Source organism: Agrobacterium sp. O3.4 (assembly GCF_041414895.1).
Lineage (GTDB): Bacteria > Pseudomonadota > Alphaproteobacteria > Rhizobiales > Rhizobiaceae > Agrobacterium > Agrobacterium cucumeris.
This window is the reverse complement of record NZ_JALPZP010000001.1, coordinates 1,476,655-1,493,562: the sequence shown is the minus strand read 5'-3', so window position 1 is coordinate 1,493,562 and position 16,908 is coordinate 1,476,655. Positions and strand designations below refer to the sequence as shown.

At 58.9% G+C, this 16,908-nt stretch carries 13 protein-coding genes; 8 read left to right on the top strand and 5 right to left on the bottom strand.

Going from position 1 to position 16,908, the window contains the following annotated elements:
- Positions 1-204: 204 nt before the first annotated feature.
- From M0412_RS07205 to lptF, 3 genes are read right to left on the bottom strand one after another with little or no spacing between them, the layout of a single operon-like run.
- Positions 205-2,586, bottom strand: a complete 2,382-nt coding sequence (locus M0412_RS07205) for an LPS-assembly protein LptD (RefSeq protein ID WP_142839498.1) — start codon at positions 2,584-2,586, stop codon at positions 205-207.
- On the bottom strand, positions 2,586-3,674 hold the full coding sequence (lptG, locus tag M0412_RS07200; protein WP_142839499.1) for an LPS export ABC transporter permease LptG: 1,089 nt from the start codon (positions 3,672-3,674) through the stop codon (positions 2,586-2,588). Before lptG ends, M0412_RS07205 begins: the two co-directional genes overlap by 1 nt.
- Positions 3,671-4,840 carry an LPS export ABC transporter permease LptF gene (lptF, locus tag M0412_RS07195; protein WP_142839500.1) on the bottom strand — a complete coding sequence of 390 codons (1,170 nt, stop codon included), beginning with the start codon at positions 4,838-4,840 and terminating at the stop codon, positions 3,671-3,673. The genes lptG and lptF overlap by 4 nt, the downstream gene beginning before the upstream one ends.
- Positions 4,841-5,171: 331 nt before the next feature.
- On the opposite strand from lptF, the gene M0412_RS07190 reads away from it, so the two are divergent.
- The 3 genes from M0412_RS07190 to M0412_RS07180 all read left to right on the top strand — a co-directional run bounded on the left by M0412_RS07190 (position 5,172) and on the right by M0412_RS07180 (position 8,310).
- Positions 5,172-6,665, top strand: a complete 1,494-nt coding sequence (locus M0412_RS07190; RefSeq protein ID WP_269698834.1) for a leucyl aminopeptidase — start codon at positions 5,172-5,174, stop codon at positions 6,663-6,665.
- A gap of 25 nt (positions 6,666-6,690) precedes the next feature.
- Complete coding sequence (locus M0412_RS07185) at positions 6,691-7,140, top strand: DNA polymerase III subunit chi (protein WP_142839501.1); 450 nt, start codon at positions 6,691-6,693, stop codon at positions 7,138-7,140.
- A 141-nt stretch (positions 7,141-7,281) separates the two neighbouring features.
- Complete coding sequence (locus tag M0412_RS07180; protein ID WP_142839502.1) at positions 7,282-8,310, top strand: sensor domain-containing diguanylate cyclase; 1,029 nt, start codon at positions 7,282-7,284, stop codon at positions 8,308-8,310.
- 24 nt (positions 8,311-8,334) lie between these two features.
- Here M0412_RS07180 and M0412_RS07175 read toward each other — a convergent pair whose 3' ends face one another.
- Positions 8,335-9,261 carry a Gfo/Idh/MocA family protein gene (locus M0412_RS07175; protein ID WP_269698244.1) on the bottom strand — a complete coding sequence of 309 codons (927 nt, stop codon included), beginning with the start codon at positions 9,259-9,261 and terminating at the stop codon, positions 8,335-8,337.
- Between the two features lie 404 nt (positions 9,262-9,665).
- Here M0412_RS07175 and M0412_RS07170 point away from each other — a divergent pair, with 404 nt between their 5' ends.
- From M0412_RS07170 to M0412_RS07150, 5 genes are all read left to right on the top strand, one after another.
- Positions 9,666-9,935 carry a hypothetical protein gene (locus tag M0412_RS07170; protein WP_269698242.1) on the top strand — a complete coding sequence of 90 codons (270 nt, stop codon included), beginning with the start codon at positions 9,666-9,668 and terminating at the stop codon, positions 9,933-9,935.
- 54 nt (positions 9,936-9,989) lie between these two features.
- On the top strand, positions 9,990-11,930 hold the full coding sequence (locus M0412_RS07165) for an EAL domain-containing protein (protein ID WP_269698240.1): 1,941 nt from the start codon (positions 9,990-9,992) through the stop codon (positions 11,928-11,930).
- A gap of 163 nt (positions 11,931-12,093) precedes the next feature.
- Positions 12,094-13,770, top strand: a complete 1,677-nt coding sequence (locus M0412_RS07160) for a sensor histidine kinase (RefSeq protein WP_269698238.1) — start codon at positions 12,094-12,096, stop codon at positions 13,768-13,770.
- Positions 13,767-14,375 (top strand): response regulator transcription factor, encoded by a 609-nt coding sequence (locus tag M0412_RS07155; protein ID WP_269698235.1) that lies wholly within the window; start codon positions 13,767-13,769, stop codon positions 14,373-14,375. Before M0412_RS07160 ends, M0412_RS07155 begins: the two co-directional genes overlap by 4 nt.
- Before the next feature lie 89 nt (positions 14,376-14,464).
- The gene (locus M0412_RS07150; protein ID WP_269698233.1) at positions 14,465-14,947 is read left to right on the top strand and encodes a heme-binding protein; all 483 of its coding nucleotides are present in this window, start codon (positions 14,465-14,467) and stop codon (positions 14,945-14,947) included.
- A gap of 65 nt (positions 14,948-15,012) precedes the next feature.
- On the opposite strand, the gene M0412_RS07145 is transcribed toward M0412_RS07150, so the two are convergent.
- Positions 15,013-16,896, bottom strand: coding sequence for an ABC-F family ATP-binding cassette domain-containing protein (locus M0412_RS07145; RefSeq protein ID WP_142839507.1), 1,884 nt, complete (start codon positions 16,894-16,896; stop codon positions 15,013-15,015).
- Positions 16,897-16,908: the final 12 nt, after the last annotated feature.

Genomic DNA, 16,908 nt, shown 5'->3' with positions numbered 1-16,908 from the left:
CCTGCATTTGCGCGTCCGCGCCGCGATTTCGCCACGTATATATCATCGCGATCCGCAGGACGGCAATGTGTCGGTTTGTTGAAAGAAAACCCGATAGGGGTTTATACCCGGCCGACACTGGCGTGTTGTTGCGGCGAAACCGTGACTTTTACTAGCTGAATGGCAAAAAGGCGGGTCACGATGCTGCGTGACCCGCCTTTAAACTCAGTAATTATTCGGCTTCCAGCCGATATCCATATCGGCCCAGTCTTCATTTGCGGAGCCGACACTGATATCGCCGAGCGTGCGGAACGCCAGACGGGCGTTGATCGACCAGTCATTGGCAGACTGTCGGCTGGAGTTGATGTTGCCTTCGTCGGAATAGCTTACAGTGAAGATCGTGCACTCATCCTGATAGAGAATGCCAACCCGGCGCTCTGCAGCAAACTTGCCGTTCAGGTCGTAATTGATCGAGCCGAATAGCGACCAGTTGTCGTCCATGCGCAGCATACCGGAAGCCTGAACAATGTCGCGGTCCTCGTTATAGCCATATTTCGGCTGTGCCTTGACCTGCGTATAGCTGAGCTTGCCGGTAACGCGGCGGTCAGAATAGCTGAGTCCCGTCTCCGACCGATTGATGTCGAGGTCGTCCTTGTCAAGGCGCAGGCTCGATGACAGCGAAAGGCCGATCGGCGCATCGAAAGCGGCCATGGCGACGTAATCCGAACGGTCGGATTCGAGGCCGGAATCAGCACCGACATTCGCCAGATCATAGGATGCGAAGGAATTTTCGCCCGCCAGATGGAAAGACTGGCCGACAACGGCGCGAACGCCGTAACCGTTGTCGAACGTGCCATTGTAGCGGAAGCCAAGATTGGCGCGCGTGCCGCCTTCGATCCGGTCGAAACCGGAGAATTTGTCACGCTCGAACAGATTGGTCGCATCGAACACGAAAGCCTGCGCATCTTCATTGGGAAGACGGCCGGAATATTGCTCATTCGGACGCACGAAGATCTGTGCGATCGGTTCGATCACGTGGCTGCTGTTAAGCGCCGTGAAGAGCCAGGGATAACGCACCTCAAGACCGCCGGTGACCATGCCGCGGAACGCCGCGTCATCATGCATCATGCCTTCATAGGCATAAGACGTGCCGCCAGAGGTGAAGCTTGCCGGGGACATGTCCGTCCACAGAGCATCGCCACGTGCAGCGAGGATCGGTGTGATCTGCAGACCGCTATCCATGGTGAAGGTGCGTTTCCACTCGGCTTCGGTGGAAAGGCGCGTATAGTCACCCTCAAGTCCGTTAAAGCGCGAATATCCGCCAAGAGCGTATGCGTCCTGCTTCAGGCGGGTGATGCTGGTCAGGTTGGTGGTCAGCGAAAGCTCGCCACCATAGATCGGATCCGGAACGAAATAACGGTAGTCTACGACCGGATGGACGATGGCCTGCTTACGTTCGAGAGATTCAGTATTGTCCGTGTCCTGAACGTTGAAATAATAACCACGCGCATCGAAATTGTTCCGCTCGCCCGTGCCCGTCAGATAAATCTGGTTGGTCTGGACGTCGTTCTTGTAACCCTTCAGCCCGTAGGTGCGTGAAAAGTTATTGTCGGTCTGCACCATGGCATCCCAGCCGAATGCCCAGCGCGGATTGATGGTGAAGTCGCCCTTGCTGGCGATCATGCCGCGATTGTCGTTGAGCGCGTCGCTGGTTCCGGCCGTGAAGGTGTCGGATTTCAGCTGACTGATGCCGGCGACCGTGACCGTATGCATGCCGGTTTCGAAACGCTGGCGCAATTCCGCCTGCAACAGCAGACCCTGCGTCGTGTAATAGGTCGGCGTAACCGTCACATCAGATGTGTCGGATAGGACCTGGAAATAGGGAACGCCGATGCCAAAACCGAGATTGTCGGTAATGCTCATCTGCGGGAACAGAAAGCCGGACTTCCGCTTCACCGTATTGTCCGGAACCGTCAGGAACGGCACATACGCGATCGAATGGCCAAAAAGCTGCAGGCGGGCTTTTTCCAGCCGGATCGTATGGGTCTTGCCGTCCTGGACAACGCGCTCGGCCTTGACCTGCCAGAGCGGCGCCTTTTCAGGCTTTGCGGCGCAGGGCAGACAGGCGGTGTAGACGCCGTTGTTGAGGACCATCAGGTCGCCTTCGAGACGCTCGGCGCTTTCACCCGCGATGCGGGTATTATCAGGGGTCTCGACGCGCAGCGCGTTGACGAATCCCTGGCCAAAGTCGTCGGTAACGTCCATCTCGTCGGCATAGATCTTGTTGCCGCCGGGTTCGATCAGCTCGATATTGCCATGCGCGATCACACGGCCGGTCTGCTGATTATATTCCACTTGCTGGGCCACCATGCGGTAGCCCGAATATTTCATGCGAACCACGCCCTTCGCGATGACGCGCTGGGAGTCGCGATTATAGGTCAGTTCATTTGCTGTAAGCAGGAGTTTCGAATCGTCTTGGCTTGCAGACGCAAGCAACCCGCCCTGGCCAAAAGCGACCGGGCTTGATGCCAAATACGCGCACACAGCGGCACCCGTCAGAAGGGCCGTCCAAAGCCGCCTGATATTCCCGCGGTCATATACCGCCACTAGCCGTCCTCCTGATGAAGCAGAATGGTTGCCCCCAAAGCCAACGCCACGACGACTGGAACCCAGACCGCGACGGTGGGAGGGACAACACCACCACTCCCGAATGCCCTTACGAGCACGGTTACTACATAAAGCACGAAGCCGGAAACGATTCCACCCAGAATCACGGAACGCGATTGGGCGAAGCGGCTGAACTTTAATGAAACGGTCGCGGCGATCAAGGTCATCGCAACCAGAAGCAGGGGCGTCGATAGCAGGAAATGATACTGCGTCTCAAGCGCTTTTGAAGACAGTCCAAAAGACTTTGCAACTTCGATCTTGTGAGAAAGATCAAAGAAAGCAACGGTTTCCGTCTGTGTCATGCGTTCCTGCACGAATTCGCGTCTCAGATTGGTACTGATCTGCGTGCTCTCTTGCCGAACTGGCACATGCCCGGCGCGCGTTTCCGTCACATCGTTAAGAAGCCAGTAACCATCTTCCAACTTTGCCGACTTGGCATCCTGCCGCGAGACGATGTTTCCGTCCTTGTCGAGGTGGATCAGAACCACATCGAGCAGCATCGTTCCGTTGTCCTCGAAGCTCTTGGCGCCGATGATCGTATCCTGGCCGCCGCTTGCCTGACGCATCCATGGAATGATCTGCTGCTGGCGGCCGCCATTGGCTTCGTTGCGCCATCCCGCTTCCATAGCCAGCGACCGATTCTGGCCCCATGCGGCGATGGGGTTCAAAACGACGACGGACAGAATGCCGAGAAGGACGGATCCGAGGACGAAAGGAAGGATGAATTGCCAGGCGGAAACACCTGCTGCGCGCGTGACAACCAGTTCGTAACGTCGATTGAGCGAGATCAGCGTCGTCATGCCCACGAAAAGGGCGATGAAGGGAACGGTCTGTTGCAGAATCAGCGGCAGGCGAAGTGCTGTCAGGCCAAGTGCGCCCGGAACCGAATAGCCCGGCACACTGGACATGCGCCGTGCCGTCTCGCTGAAATCCGCGAGATAGATGATCGACGATACGCCAAGCACGAACCAGACGGCCGTCATCAGATATCGTTTCAGGAAATATCGGGCGAGGGTGTTGAAAATCATGCGTTGCCGTTCCCCGAATTGCGCGCCAGCCGGCTGGAGAACAGACGGCGCATCCGGCCCGCCGCATCCGCGATAATCTTCGGCATCTTCGGCTTGCGACCGGTTATCAGGATGAAGGCGGCCGCACCGCCGCTGAGACCCGGCACGGCATAGACAAGCGGAATGAAAGCCGCACTCTGCTTGACCTGGTTGGTGACGTAAAAACCGAGCCAGCGCAGCATGAAGGCCGTTACCAGCGCGGCGACCATGGGATGCATGCGCGCCTCGCGATGCGAACGGGCATCGGCGGCGATGACCAGCGATATCAACGCGAAGGCAAAGGCGAACATCCAGTCCGACAGGCGCTTGTGCAGCTCGCTGCGGAAGTTTTCCGGCGACCGCTTGTAGCTCGCATTGTTCTCGTCAGGCGACAGAAGGAAACCGAGGCTGGCATCGCCCGGAGACAGCGAGGGTTCGGAATCCTGCTTCTCCGACATGGTCGAAAGGTCGAAGGCGTAGGACAGGAACTTGACGATCGACACCTTGCCGTCAGGGGTCTTCTGCTGCACTTCGCCGTCGCGCATGGTCAGCGATGTGCCGCTCTCATCGATCATGCCTTCCTTGGCATAATAGATGAGATCGAAATTCGGATCGCGCCGGTCGGCGACGAAAAGGCCCTTGAGGATACGGCCCTGCCTTTGGGCGATCTGCACATAGAGACCATCCTGAATGGTACGGAAGGTCTTTTCTTCGATCACCGAGGACAGGAGGTCGGCATAGGCCGCAGCCACCATCTGCCGGGCGGAGTTACGCGCCGGCGGCTCGATGAAATTGGTGATGGTGAAGGAAAGGGCGCTCAGAACTGCGGCCAGAATGAGAACCGGGCGAAACATCACTGAGCGCGGCGATCCGGCCGCATCGATGATGGCAAGCTCGGAATCATTGTTCATCGCCGTGAATGTCTGGGTGATGCCGATGACGAGGGCAAAAGGCAAAACAACGGGGATCAGCGTCGGCAGGATCAGGGTCGCGAGCGCCATGAAGGAGCCCATCGACTGGCCCGTATCGGTGACGAGATTGATTCTCTGGAGAACCTGGATGGTCCAGATGATGGCCAGCACCGGCAACAGCGCGACCAGAAACATCTGCGTTGTCCGCCGCAGGATATAGTTCTCAAGAAGCTTCATACGGCCCTGTTCGACATTGTTTTCCCGTGCGATTGCCCGCCGGATTTCCGCCTATCTAATCGCATCGTTTGCAATTGGCTATTCCGGCGTGCTCACAAATATGTTTTGCACGACGATTTTTCCATCGCCTGTGTCTTTTTGTGGAACAAGCTGTCGGTTTCATGACGTAATCGGCCCAGCCGCAAAAATGTCATTCCTTTAACGAATGTGGACCTTTAAGGAATGTCGGCCTTTAAACAAATCAGGCCATAAAAAATGTAGGGTTGCGCCGGGGGCTGAAAAGGCCATGATCGTGCGCATCATGCAATTTGACCATGAAGAGCAGGAAAACATGTCCGCCAAATTCGATATTTCTTTCGCCAATTCCGCTTCGCTTGAAAACTCGCTGGCCGTTGTGCTGCAGGCCTCCGGTGAGGCGCAGGCCGCCGCCGGTGCTTCCGAGGCAGATCCGGGTGGCGTGATCGAGAGGGCGGCGAAGATTGCGGGATTTGCTGCCAAATCCATGACGACGCTCGATGTGATCGCGCCGCAGGGCTCGAGCGCAGACCGATTGCTCGTCATCGGCCTCGGCAAGCCGGCGAAACTTGTTGCGCATGACTGGCTGCGCGCCGGCGGCACCGCCGCCGCCAATTTCCGCAAGGCAGACAAGGTCGCCATCTATCTCGACGCTCCGGGCGTCGAAATCAGCGCGCAGGCCGCTGCGGATTTCGCGCTGGGCCTTCTGCTGCGCGCCTATAGCTTCGATGCCTACAAGACCAAGAAAAAATCCGACGACGAAAAGACACCGAAGAAAGTCGATATCGTCATCATCACGGCCGCTCATCAGGAAGCGGAAAAGGCCTTTGCCGTCTCCGAGGCTGTTGCTGGCGGCGTCGTTCTGGCGCGCGACCTCGTCAACCTGCCGCCGAACGTTCTCGGCCCCGTCGAATTCGCCGAAAAGGCGGAAGAGCTGCGCAAGCTGGGTGTCGATGTCGAGATTCTCGGCGAAAAGGACTTGAAGAAGCTTGGCATGAATGCGCTTCTCGGCGTGGCGCAGGGCTCGGCCCGTCCGCCGCGGCTTGCCGTCATGCAGTGGAATGGCGGCTCCAAGAAGGATGAACCCATTGCTTTCGTCGGCAAGGGCGTGGTTTTTGATACTGGCGGCATTTCGCTGAAGCCCGGCCTCAACATGGAAGACATGAAGGGCGACATGGGTGGCGCCGCAGCCGTCACCGGCCTCATGCATGTGCTTGCGGCCCGCAAGGCGAAGGCAAATGTCATCGGCGTTATCGGTCTCGTGGAAAACATGCCTGATGGCAATGCCCAGCGTCCGGGCGACATCGTCACTTCCATGTCCGGCCAGACCATCGAGATCATCAATACCGATGCCGAAGGTCGCCTGGTTCTGGCGGATGCGCTCTGGTACACCAAGGAGCGTTTCAGCCCGAAATTCATGATCAACCTCGCCACCCTCACGGGTGCGATCACGGTTGCGCTCGGCAATCTTCAGGCCGGCCTTTTCTGCAATGACGACGAGCTTGCGACGCGCCTCGCCCAGGCTGGTGACGCGACGGCGGAAAAGCTGTGGCGCATGCCGCTCGGCAAGGATTACGACAAGATCATCGATTCCAAATTCGCCGACATGAAGAACAGCTCGGGCCGTCTGGCGGGCTCCGTCACCGCCGCGCAGTTCCTCAAGCGCTTTGTGGGTGAAACGCCGTGGGCGCATCTCGATATTGCCGGCACGGCGATGGGATCGCCCATGACCGAGATCAACCAGTCCTGGGGATCGGGTTACGGCGTGCGGCTTTTGAACGAACTCGTTCGCGCCCATTACGAAGATTGATGCGAGCGGAGTTCGAAGTCTGCGGATGACTGAAATTCTGTTCTACCATCTGACGGAATCGAAGCTCGAGGATGCGCTGCCGCCTTTGCTCGAAAAATCGCTGGAACGCGGCTGGAAGGTCGCGATCCAGACGGTGGACGAGGAGCGCCGCGATTTCCTCGACGCGCATCTGTGGACCTTTCGTGACGACAGTTTTCTGCCGCACGCCACGGATGCGTCTCCGGCACCGCAAAGCCAGCCGATTCTGCTCACAGCCTCGGAAGTCAACGGCAACGGCGCAAATGTCCGCTTTCTGGTGGATGGCGCCGAACCGCCAACGGTAGAGGCCTATGAGCGCATCGTCTTCATGTTCGACGGATATGATGCCTACCAGCTCGAAATGGCGCGAAATCACTGGAAAAGGCTGAAGACTGAAGGCCATGCGCTGACCTATTGGCAACAGTCGCCAGAGGGGCGCTGGCAGAAAAAGGCGTAGTTGCCGGCAGGTGTCGAGACCGACCGCGTGCGGAAGCCCACAAACAGACCGACAACAATTCGCATGTGGCGCCGCATATCGGTTTTTGCATTATGTGCCGGCCGGACGAGGCTTCATACGAAATAGCAGAAGGACATCATCATGGGACAGGCGATATCACGACCGGAAGGGGAAACAGAGCGTCTGGTCGCGGTAAGGTCCATCATGTCCTTCAAGAATGCGGAAATACCGGAACTAAAGGTGCTTTCGCAGCTGGGGCAGGGCGTGTTCGGCGTGCCGCGCGCCGCCGTTCACATCGTCGATGAGGATTGGCTGCATATCGCCGAACAGGTGGGAATGCAGCTGTCGGAATGCCCGCGCGATCTGTCCATCTGCAACCGTGTCATTACCCGACGGGATGTCGTGGCCATTTCCGATCTGACGGAACACCCGGATTTTCGCTTCATGTCCTATGTGAAAGGCGGCCCCGAACTGCGTTCTTATGCCGGTGCGCCGATCGAACTGGAGGCGGGCCTCGTTGTGGGAGCCTTTTGCCTCGTTGATACGGTGCCGAGAAAATTTTCCCGCGCCGAAATCGACAATCTCCGGCATTTCGCGCTGCTGGCGGCGGCGCTGTTGCGTCTCCAGAAAGCCAATTTCACCATGAGTCTCGCGGAGCGCGAACTGCGCGACGCGGCAATGACCGATCCGCTGACCGGGTTTTATAACCGCAAGGCACTGGAGGCGATCGTTGATGGCCAGCTGGGTGCGGCGCTTCAGGCAAATGAAACCTTTGGTGTTCTCTATCTCGATCTGGATGGCTTCAAGACGATCAATGATACATTCGGCCACCCGGCGGGCGACTGTGTGCTGACTGCCGCTGCCGGACGTATTCGCGATGCTATCCGCAGTGAAGATATCGTGGTGCGTATGGGCGGCGATGAATTTGCAATCTTCATACCGCATCCCAACTCGTCGGTGTTGATGAACGGATTGGCCGACCGGCTTCTGTCCGCCTTCCGTGAACCCTTCGATGTCGATGGTCATGAGGTCGCAGCGCGCCTCAGCATCGGCGGTGCGATTGCCCCGCAGGCGGGGGCGGATCGCGCGGCGCTGTTGAGCAGCGTCGATGAGGCTTTGTATCAAGCCAAAAAATCAGGGCGCGACCGTTTTGTCAGCCGCGCCCTCTGAGAAGTTCTGAAAACGACCGTTTTATCAGTCGTAGAAGGAATCCACGAATTTGTGGCGGCCGAGCAGGAAGGCGTCGGCCACATGGGTCAAGGGCGCCAGATCCACGTCGGAGCGGCCGGCCTTGATGATCTCCGCGAAACGCTCGTAAAGGGCGGGATATTCCCGCTCAGGCTGGGAGAGCTTCTCTTCGCCGTTGATCGAGAGTTTGGCGCCGCCTTCCGAAAGCACCATCCGTCCGCCGGCCGTTTCGGCGATGATATCCCAGCTCTGCTTGCCGGTCTGGCGCCAGTCGAACTCGGCCCGCATAGGCATTTTCGTTACGTCGGAAAAATGCAGATCCGCAGCGATCGGCGCGTCGCGGTTTTCCGGGAATTCCAGCGTCGCCTTGGTCAGGAACAGCGCGCGGGGCAGGATATGGGTGATGATCGAAAGTGCGTTGATGCCGGGGTCGAAGACGCCAAGGCCACCCGCCTGCCAGATCCATGCCTGGTTCGGATGCCAGTGGCGCACATCCTCCTTCCAGATCACATGCACGCTGTCGATTTTTGTGGAAGCCAGAAATGCCTTGGCCGCTTCCACCGCCGGCGCGTAACGCGAATGCCAGCTTGCAAACAGCGAAAGTCCCTTCGAATCCGCAAGGCGGACAAGATCCTGCACTTCGGAAAGCGTAGCACCCGGCGGCTTTTCAAGGAAAACATGCTTGCCGGCGTTCAGAGCCGCATAGGCTGCCTCGTAACGAAACTGCGGCGGCATGCACAGGGACACGGCCTCGATCTGCGGAACCGCTTCCAGCATTGCCTCGATGGTGCCATAGGAGGCGACGCCATCCACGGTGCCATGCCGGCTCGCCGTGGCGATCAATTCGAAATCCGGATTGCCCGCGATGGCTGGAAGATGCTGGTCGCGAACGATTTTACCGACGCCGACGATGGCAAGCTTGGTGGCTGACATGGAGAGGTACCCGTGTGCGTGCTTCATGAAATAAAGTGTGACTTTATAAGTTTCTAGCAGAAATGGCCGAAGGGGCAAGGTGATCGTCCCGGCCGGGAATGGCTTTTTTAATGAACAGTACCGGAAAATAAAACGCTGAATATGTCGTTTCGGAATAAAGTAATATTTGGAATTAAAGGTGATGTTTTAAGTTTAAATCATAAAATCGGCTTTTCAATATTTTTTAATGGTAGTTTTGTATTTGTTTTGAATAATTGCTGAAATTTGGAACTTTATTTTTTTCTTAAGGGTGTATCAAAGAGTAATTGGATGGTATTTTTATTTGAAGATGACCGGTCTTCCGGGTTCATTCGTAAAATCAATGAAAGCAACCATCGGTTCAATACGTGTGGATTAATTTCGGCATGGTTGTCTATAATCGGTACCTGTTTGTCAATACGAACTGGGTGCCGGAGATTATCTGGCTGGATGTTGCCGTCCGGTTGTTTGTTGTCGCACCGCTCCTGTTCCTTTATTTCCCGGCGCGGCATTATGCGGTGCTGGTCGCCCCACAGGCGGGAGCGATTGTCGCTCCGGAGAATTTTACCGGGATGCGGATTGCGGCGGCGATATGGGCCGGCCGTGGCAGCAGGCTCTGTGTTATAGTCCGTACCTCGCAGATACGGGAATTGTGAAAGGCGAACGCCGGAACTCCGGCGGCGAAACAAATAATAACCGGGGATTTGCAGATGATGGAATTGATCGCCGTTCAGGCAGCGGCCGCTGCCGCCGAGCTTCCATTCCTGCTGCTCCAGGCAGCTGCGGTGATCGGCATGGTATCCGTGTTGATCCTCATGCGCCGCAAGATCGCCCTCGATGACCCGCGTTATAAGATCTATTACGGTATCATTTTCGGCGTGGCCGGATTTCTGCTGACGCTTCTGGTTTCCGAGTTTATCCAGCTGCCTTCCAAACCCTATATCCGCTCGGATCTGCTGTTTCTGGCGGGGCTTCTTGGGTCATGGCAGGGTGGTGGAATAGCGTTGCTTCTCGTTGCTGCCGGGCGCTACGTGATCGGTGGCCCCGTGCTGTTTCTTGCCGCTTTTCAGGACATGGTCGTCATCTCGGCTTTCGGGATATTGATGTATGGCTGGATGCGTCGACGCCGTTTCACTGAACTGGGAGTGCGCGATATTCTCGCCGTTTTTGGTGTGCGGTTTCTTGCGGCGCTGTTTGCCATCTCCGTCTCGTTCGGTCTGGGCCTTATCGATCAGGCGCTTTTCTTGAGCGGCGTCGGCCGCCGCACCCTGGGGGCGGTCGTTGTTGGTCTGCCGATGATCACCTGCCTGTTTCTTGTTCTGCGCAGCGAGGCGCGGGCGCGGGAGGAGGTGAGGAAGCGTGATATCGTCGCGCGGACGGATTCCCTGACCGGCCTGCCCAACCGTCGCGCCCTCAAGGACCACATCGAAACGATGGCAAGGCGGGAGCCGCCCGTGCCACACGCGCTCCTTCTTATAGAAATCGTCAATATTGCCGATGTCGCCGCCTGCGAAGGCGAGGACTGGGCCGATCTTTTCTGGCCGCGACTGGCGCGGGAAGTATGTGATGGTGACAGCAGCCTGCTGTCGCACTCCAATGCGCCGCGCAGCTTCATGTTCGGCGATACGACACTTGCGGTGGTCATCGAAGGGGTCTCGCTGGAAAAGTCGGAAAGCGCACGGCTCATGATGCATCTGCATGACGGGCTGAGCGCATTTTGCCGCTCCGCGGAGGCGGGGCCGGCCCCGCATCTGAAGATCGGTGCGGCCAACCTGGACATGCTTTCCCGGCAGAACGTGGCATCATTTCTCAGGCATCTCAGCCTGGCGCTGCGGAGAAGCGAAAATCCGGTGCAGATTTTCCCCTTCTCCTTTGCCGAAAAAGCCAGCCGCGACGAGGGTGTTCGGCAGATGCTGGTCCATTGGGTCAAATCCGGCAGGCCGCCAATATGCTACCAGCCGAAATTTGAAATGCACAATCGCCGCATGATCGGTGCGGAGGCGCTTCTGCGGGCAACAGATGCGCGCGGGCAGGCGCTTTCGCCCTATTACGTGCTGGAGATTGCCGAGCGCCACCGGCTGCTGGTGGAATTCGAGTGGTCGACAATCGAGGCGGTTGTCCGCGACCTCAGCAATCTGCGGAGCCTCGAGCCGGATTTTCATTTGTCTGTGAATATTTCCGCCTCGTCATTCTCTACCCCGCGTTTCGGAGACCGGGTCGTGGCGTTCCTGAGTGAAATGGCGGTTCCGGCGCATCGGCTGTCGATCGAGGTGACGGAAATGAGCCGTGTACCGGCCATCGATGTCGTGCAGCAGAATTTCGACAGGCTGAGCGAAGCAGGCGTGCGGCTGTCGCTTGATGATTTCGGCACAGGTTATGCCGCGCTTACCCTGCTTGCGAGGTTCCCCTTCGAAGAGGTCAAGATCGACCACTGGATGACGTCCCGGCTCGATCAGTCACGCTTCAAGGACGCCATCGCGCTCGCATTCGAAAGCGCCGAGCGTTACGGCGCCAAGCTGGTGACGGAAGGCATAGAAACGGAGGAGCAGAGCCGGCTTCTCATGCAGATGGGCATCCGTTTCGGTCAGGGTTATCTCTATTCGCCCGCTGTGCCGCTCGATCGCCTGCAGCCCCGCAGGGAATGCGCCTAGAGCGTTTGCGGCATGCCATGTCGCACCGCTCCGTCGGCGCGTTCTGGCTGCCGTGGCATGGTAGCCGGCGTCTTCCGGATTGAATCTTTGCGCGGTCTATGCTGAGGAGGTGCTTTGAAGAACCAGAGTTCCGACCGTGTTTTCCGGTCAGGCGAGCGAACCAATGCTTGAAAAAAACGACGCAGGGAACAGACGAGCCGGAATATCGGCGCAATCGCCGCCAGGGGAAACCGCGGCAAGGGCGGGTAGCGTCACGCAATCGCTGCGCACCATCGCCGATGCCGTTTCCGGCCATAGGCCATCGCCGGGTGATCTGCGTCCTGCGCCCGTATTGTCGTTTTTCCGGGTGTTTGCGGTCTGGGCATTGTTGATGGTGGCGGTCGTGTCCGCCCTGGCGGCCTATCAATATGGTAGCCTGCTGGGCGAGCTGGAGCGGCAGAGCGACGCCTTGCAGGCCGAGGCTACGCGCCGGGCGGATCAGCATGATGCCCATGTGACGGCGCTGTCTGCGGTGGCGCAGGCGGAGCAGGGATCGGATCACGGCCTGCTGCTTGCCATCGCCGCACCCATTCTGCAATTTTACCCGCGTATTGATGAAGTTCAGCTGGTCTCGTTGACGGAGGGTGGTCCCGCAGCTGGCACCCGACCGCTGGAAAATGAACTGGCGGCGGATATCCGCAACGCGTCATCGGTGTTTACGGGCAAGCCCGCATTGCTGGCAAGTGCGCTGAGGCCCGGCCATTATCTCATCGTCAAGCGCAGCCCTAATAGCGAGACGGCACGGCAGGCGCTGGTGCTGGCTGTCGATGCGGCACGGCTGCTGGCATCCGATTCCCCCTTCTGGTCGGCGCAACGGGCAGTGATCCGCCTGAAGATGCCGGATGGCACCCTGTTATACGGCCCGCCGCAACTGCCCGTAGAGCCGCAATATGCCCGTCAGCTGAGCAGTGACAGCCAGCCTTTGCTTCTGGAGGTGGCGCTTCCCATCACCTGGCGGGAACTTCTGCCGGGCGGCGCCCTGCTGGCGGTGCTGGCCGGTGCCAGCATCATTTTCGTGTTCGGCATCGTGATGGCAAGGCAGAGAACGCGTATACGCGCCGCCGAAAGGCGGGCAGAGCTAAGCGGCATGGAGGCGAGGCTGACCCACGCCTCGCGCGTCAATGCGCTTGGAGAAATGGCGAGCGGCCTTGCCCATGAACTGACCCAGCCCCTGACGGCAATCCTGGCGCAGGCGCAGGCCGGGCGGCGGCTTCTTGCCCGTCAGGATGTCGCGACGCTTTCCGGCGCGCTGGACGATATGATCGAGCAGGCGCGATGCGCCGCCAACATGCTTGACCGTTTCCGCAACTGGTCGCTGCCGCACCGCCATCCGGCCACGGCCCATGATCTGCGCGTTGCGCTGCGCAATGTCGATGCACTTCTGACCGGCGAGGCGGCGCGCCAGCAGGTCGTCATCGATATCCGCCAGCCAGAGGTGCCACTTCTGGTTCGGGTCGATCCGGTGGAAATGGAGCAGGTGATGTTCAATCTGCTGCGTAATGCCCTTGATGCGCTGGCCGGTGCCGACGAGGGCAAGGGCGTAATCACCGCAACGCTCACCCGCGAGGGTGATCTTGCCCTGTTCGAAGTCGCCGATAACGGCCCCGGCGTGGAGCCGCAATTGCGCGACCGGCTTTTTACCCCCTTCGCAACCACCAAAAACAACGGCATGGGACTAGGTCTCGCGCTCAGCCAGCGGCTGGTGGAGCGCGCCGGCGGCGAAATCCTCTTTATCGAGCAGGATAATGGCGCCTTGTTCCGCGTTGTCCTGCCGGTCACCACGGAGGTAACGAAGCCATGACGTTGCCCGTCTATCTCGTTGATGACGACGACGCCGTGCGCAAGGCGCTGATATTGCTTCTGTCCACGGTCGGCATCAAGGCGAAGGGATTTGCCGATCCAACGGCTTTCCTCAGCCATTTGCCGGGTCTCGAGCCGGGCTGTCTGATCTTCGACATCCGCATGCCCGCCATTACCGGTCTCAAGCTTCAGGAAAAGCTGGTGGAGGAAGGCATCGACTGGCCGGTCATCATCATTTCCGGCCATGGAAATATCGAGGCCTGCCGCCGTGCCTTCCGTAACGGTGCCGTGGATTTCCTGTCGAAGCCCGTGGATGAACAGGATCTCATCGACGCGATCCAGAAGGCGCACCAGACGCTTGCCCGCACGCTGGATGCACGGGCATTGCAGGCGGAAACAGTGGCGCTTCTGTCGCTTCTGACCGCGCGTGAGCGTGAAATACTCGAGCGCATCGCACTCGGTTTCACCACCCGCCAGATCGCCGATGGGCTTGGCCTGTCACCACGCACGGTCGACAGTCATCGCGCCGCCATCGGCCTCAAGCTCGGCACCACCTCACAGGCGGAAATGACAAGGTTGTGGCTGGAGGCCGGCGCAGATCGGTAGAACTACTGACCACCCGGCAAGGCTTACGGATTCGCAGCCGTGTTTTATTTGCCTAGGTTGAAGTCCTCATCAAGCAAGAGGACCTTTTCATGATCCGCAATCTTCTCATCGCATCCGTTCTGATCGCCCCTTCGGCTGCATTGGCCCAGACGCTGCCGACCGCTCCTTACCTGCCGCTCGAAATGGCTGAAAAGGCGGCCAAGGCAGCGCTTCAGGCTTGTGTCGCAAAAGGTAGCGCCGTCACCGTTGCCATCGTCACTCGCGACGGTGCCACCAAGACGGTCTTGAAGGCGGATAATTCCGGCCCGCATACGGTCTCCAGCGCAACCGGCAAGGCTTTCGCCGCTGCATCGCTCGGTCGTGATAGCGGCGAGATCGCGGATTTCATCGCCTCCAAGCCTGCCAATGATGGTCTGCGCAATATGGACGAGCGCATGGTCATCCAGGCCGGCGGTCTGCCGATCAAGATAGGTGAGGCTCTCGTCGGCGGTATCGGCGTCGGCGGTGCGCCCTCTGGCGCCATAGATGTGGAATGCGCCCGCGAAGGCGTCAACGCCATCGGCGCCAAGTAAGCAGCCTCAGATAAATCCGGCGGCTTCTGAAAAAGCCGTCGGAATTGGGCCCGCGCTGACGCGCATCACCCAGCCATTGCTTCCTCATATTCGCCGGAAAGCATCAGCCATTGCTCTTCGGCGTCGGAAAGTTTGGCAGCGGCCTCGCCACGTTCCTTGACCTTCTGTGCGGCCTTGGCGGGCGCCTTTTCGTAAAGGGCGGGGTCCGCCAGTTCCTTGTCGAGCGCCTGAATCATTTTCTCAAGCTTCGCCGTCAGGGATTCGATTTCGTTGATCTTTTTCTTGAGCGGCGCAAGCTGGGCGCGCTTTTCCGCATTCGCCTTGCGTTGATCTGCCTTCGACGCCTGATCGGACGCGGCCTCGGTCTTGTCTTCCTTTTTCTTGCCGGAGGAAACGACGATGTCGCGATATTCCTCCATGTCGCCTTCGAAGGTTTTGACCGTGCCATCGGCAACCAGCCACAGCCGGTCCACCGTCGCTTCGATGAGGTGACGATCGTGCGAGATGAGGATGACCGCGCCGTTATAATCATTCAGCGCCTCGATCAGCGCGCGGCGGCTATCGATATCGAGATGGTTCGTCGGTTCGTCGAGAATCAACAGGTTCGGCGCGTGGAATGCGGCAAGCCCCATCAGCAGACGCGCTTTTTCACCACCGGACAGATCCTTCGCCGCCGTCGCCATCTTTTCCGTCGCAAGGCCCATCTGCGCCACGCGTGAGCGCACCTGTGCTTCAGGCGCCAGCGGCATCAGCTTGCGCACATGTTCGACCGGCGTTTCATCCGGCACCAGATCATCCAGCTGGTGTTGTGCAAAGAAACCGATTTTCAAGCCGGGGGCGGTGCGAAGATCGCCCGCCTGCGGGGCAAGCCGGCCGGAAATGAATTTCGCGAAGGTGGATTTGCCATTGCCGTTGGAGCCGAGCAGCGCGATGCGATCGTCATTGTCGATGCGCAGATTGAGCTGCTTCAGGATCGATTTGCCCGGTTCGTAACCCACGGCACCGCCATTGATGGCGACGATGGGCGAGGCGGGCTGTTTTTCCGGCTCGGGAAATGTGATCGGCTGAACATGGTCCTCGATAACAGCGGCAACCGTGCCCATACGCTCCAGCGCCTTGATGCGGCTTTGCGCCTGCCGGGCCTTGGTGGCCTTGGCACGGAAGCGGTCGATGAAGCTTTGCAGATGTTTGCGCGCAGCGTCGCTCTTGACCTTGGCCTTCATCTGCAATTCGTCGGCCTCGGCCTTCTGGCGCTCGAACTGGTCGTAACCGCCGCGATAGAAGGTCAACTTCTTCTGGTCCAGATGCACGATGGAATTAACGGCATTGTTCAGAAGGTCGCGATCGTGGCTGATGATGATGACGGTATGCGGATAGCGGCGAATATATTCCTCCAGCCACAGCGTGCCTTCGAGGTCGAGATAGTTGGTCGGCTCGTCGAGCAGCAAAAGGTCGGGCTCGGCAAACAGCACGGAGGCGAGCGCCACGCGCATGCGCCAGCCGCCGGAGAAGGAGGAGGCGGGGCGAAGCTGTGCCTCGTGGTTAAAACCGAGACCGGCAAGAATGCTGGACGCACGGGCTTCGGCCGAATGCGCATCGATATCGACGAGCCGCATCTGGATTTCGGCGATCCGGTGCGGATCGGTCGCGGTTTCTGCTTCGGCCACAAGGGCGCTGCGCTCCTTGTCGGCGGAAAGCACGATTGATATCAGCGATTCTTCCGTTCCCGGCGCTTCCTGGGCCACCTGGCCGATGCGCGCCTGTTTGGGAATGCTGACCGAACCGCTTTCGGCGGAAAAATCGCCGGTAATCACCTTGAACAGGGTGGATTTGCCGGCGCCGTTGCGGCCAACGAGACCCACCTTCACGCCGGCGGGCAGCGCCACGCTGGCATGGTCGAGAAGCAGGCGCCCGGCGATACGGGCGGAAAGGTCGGTAATCGTAATCATGGCGCCGTTTTG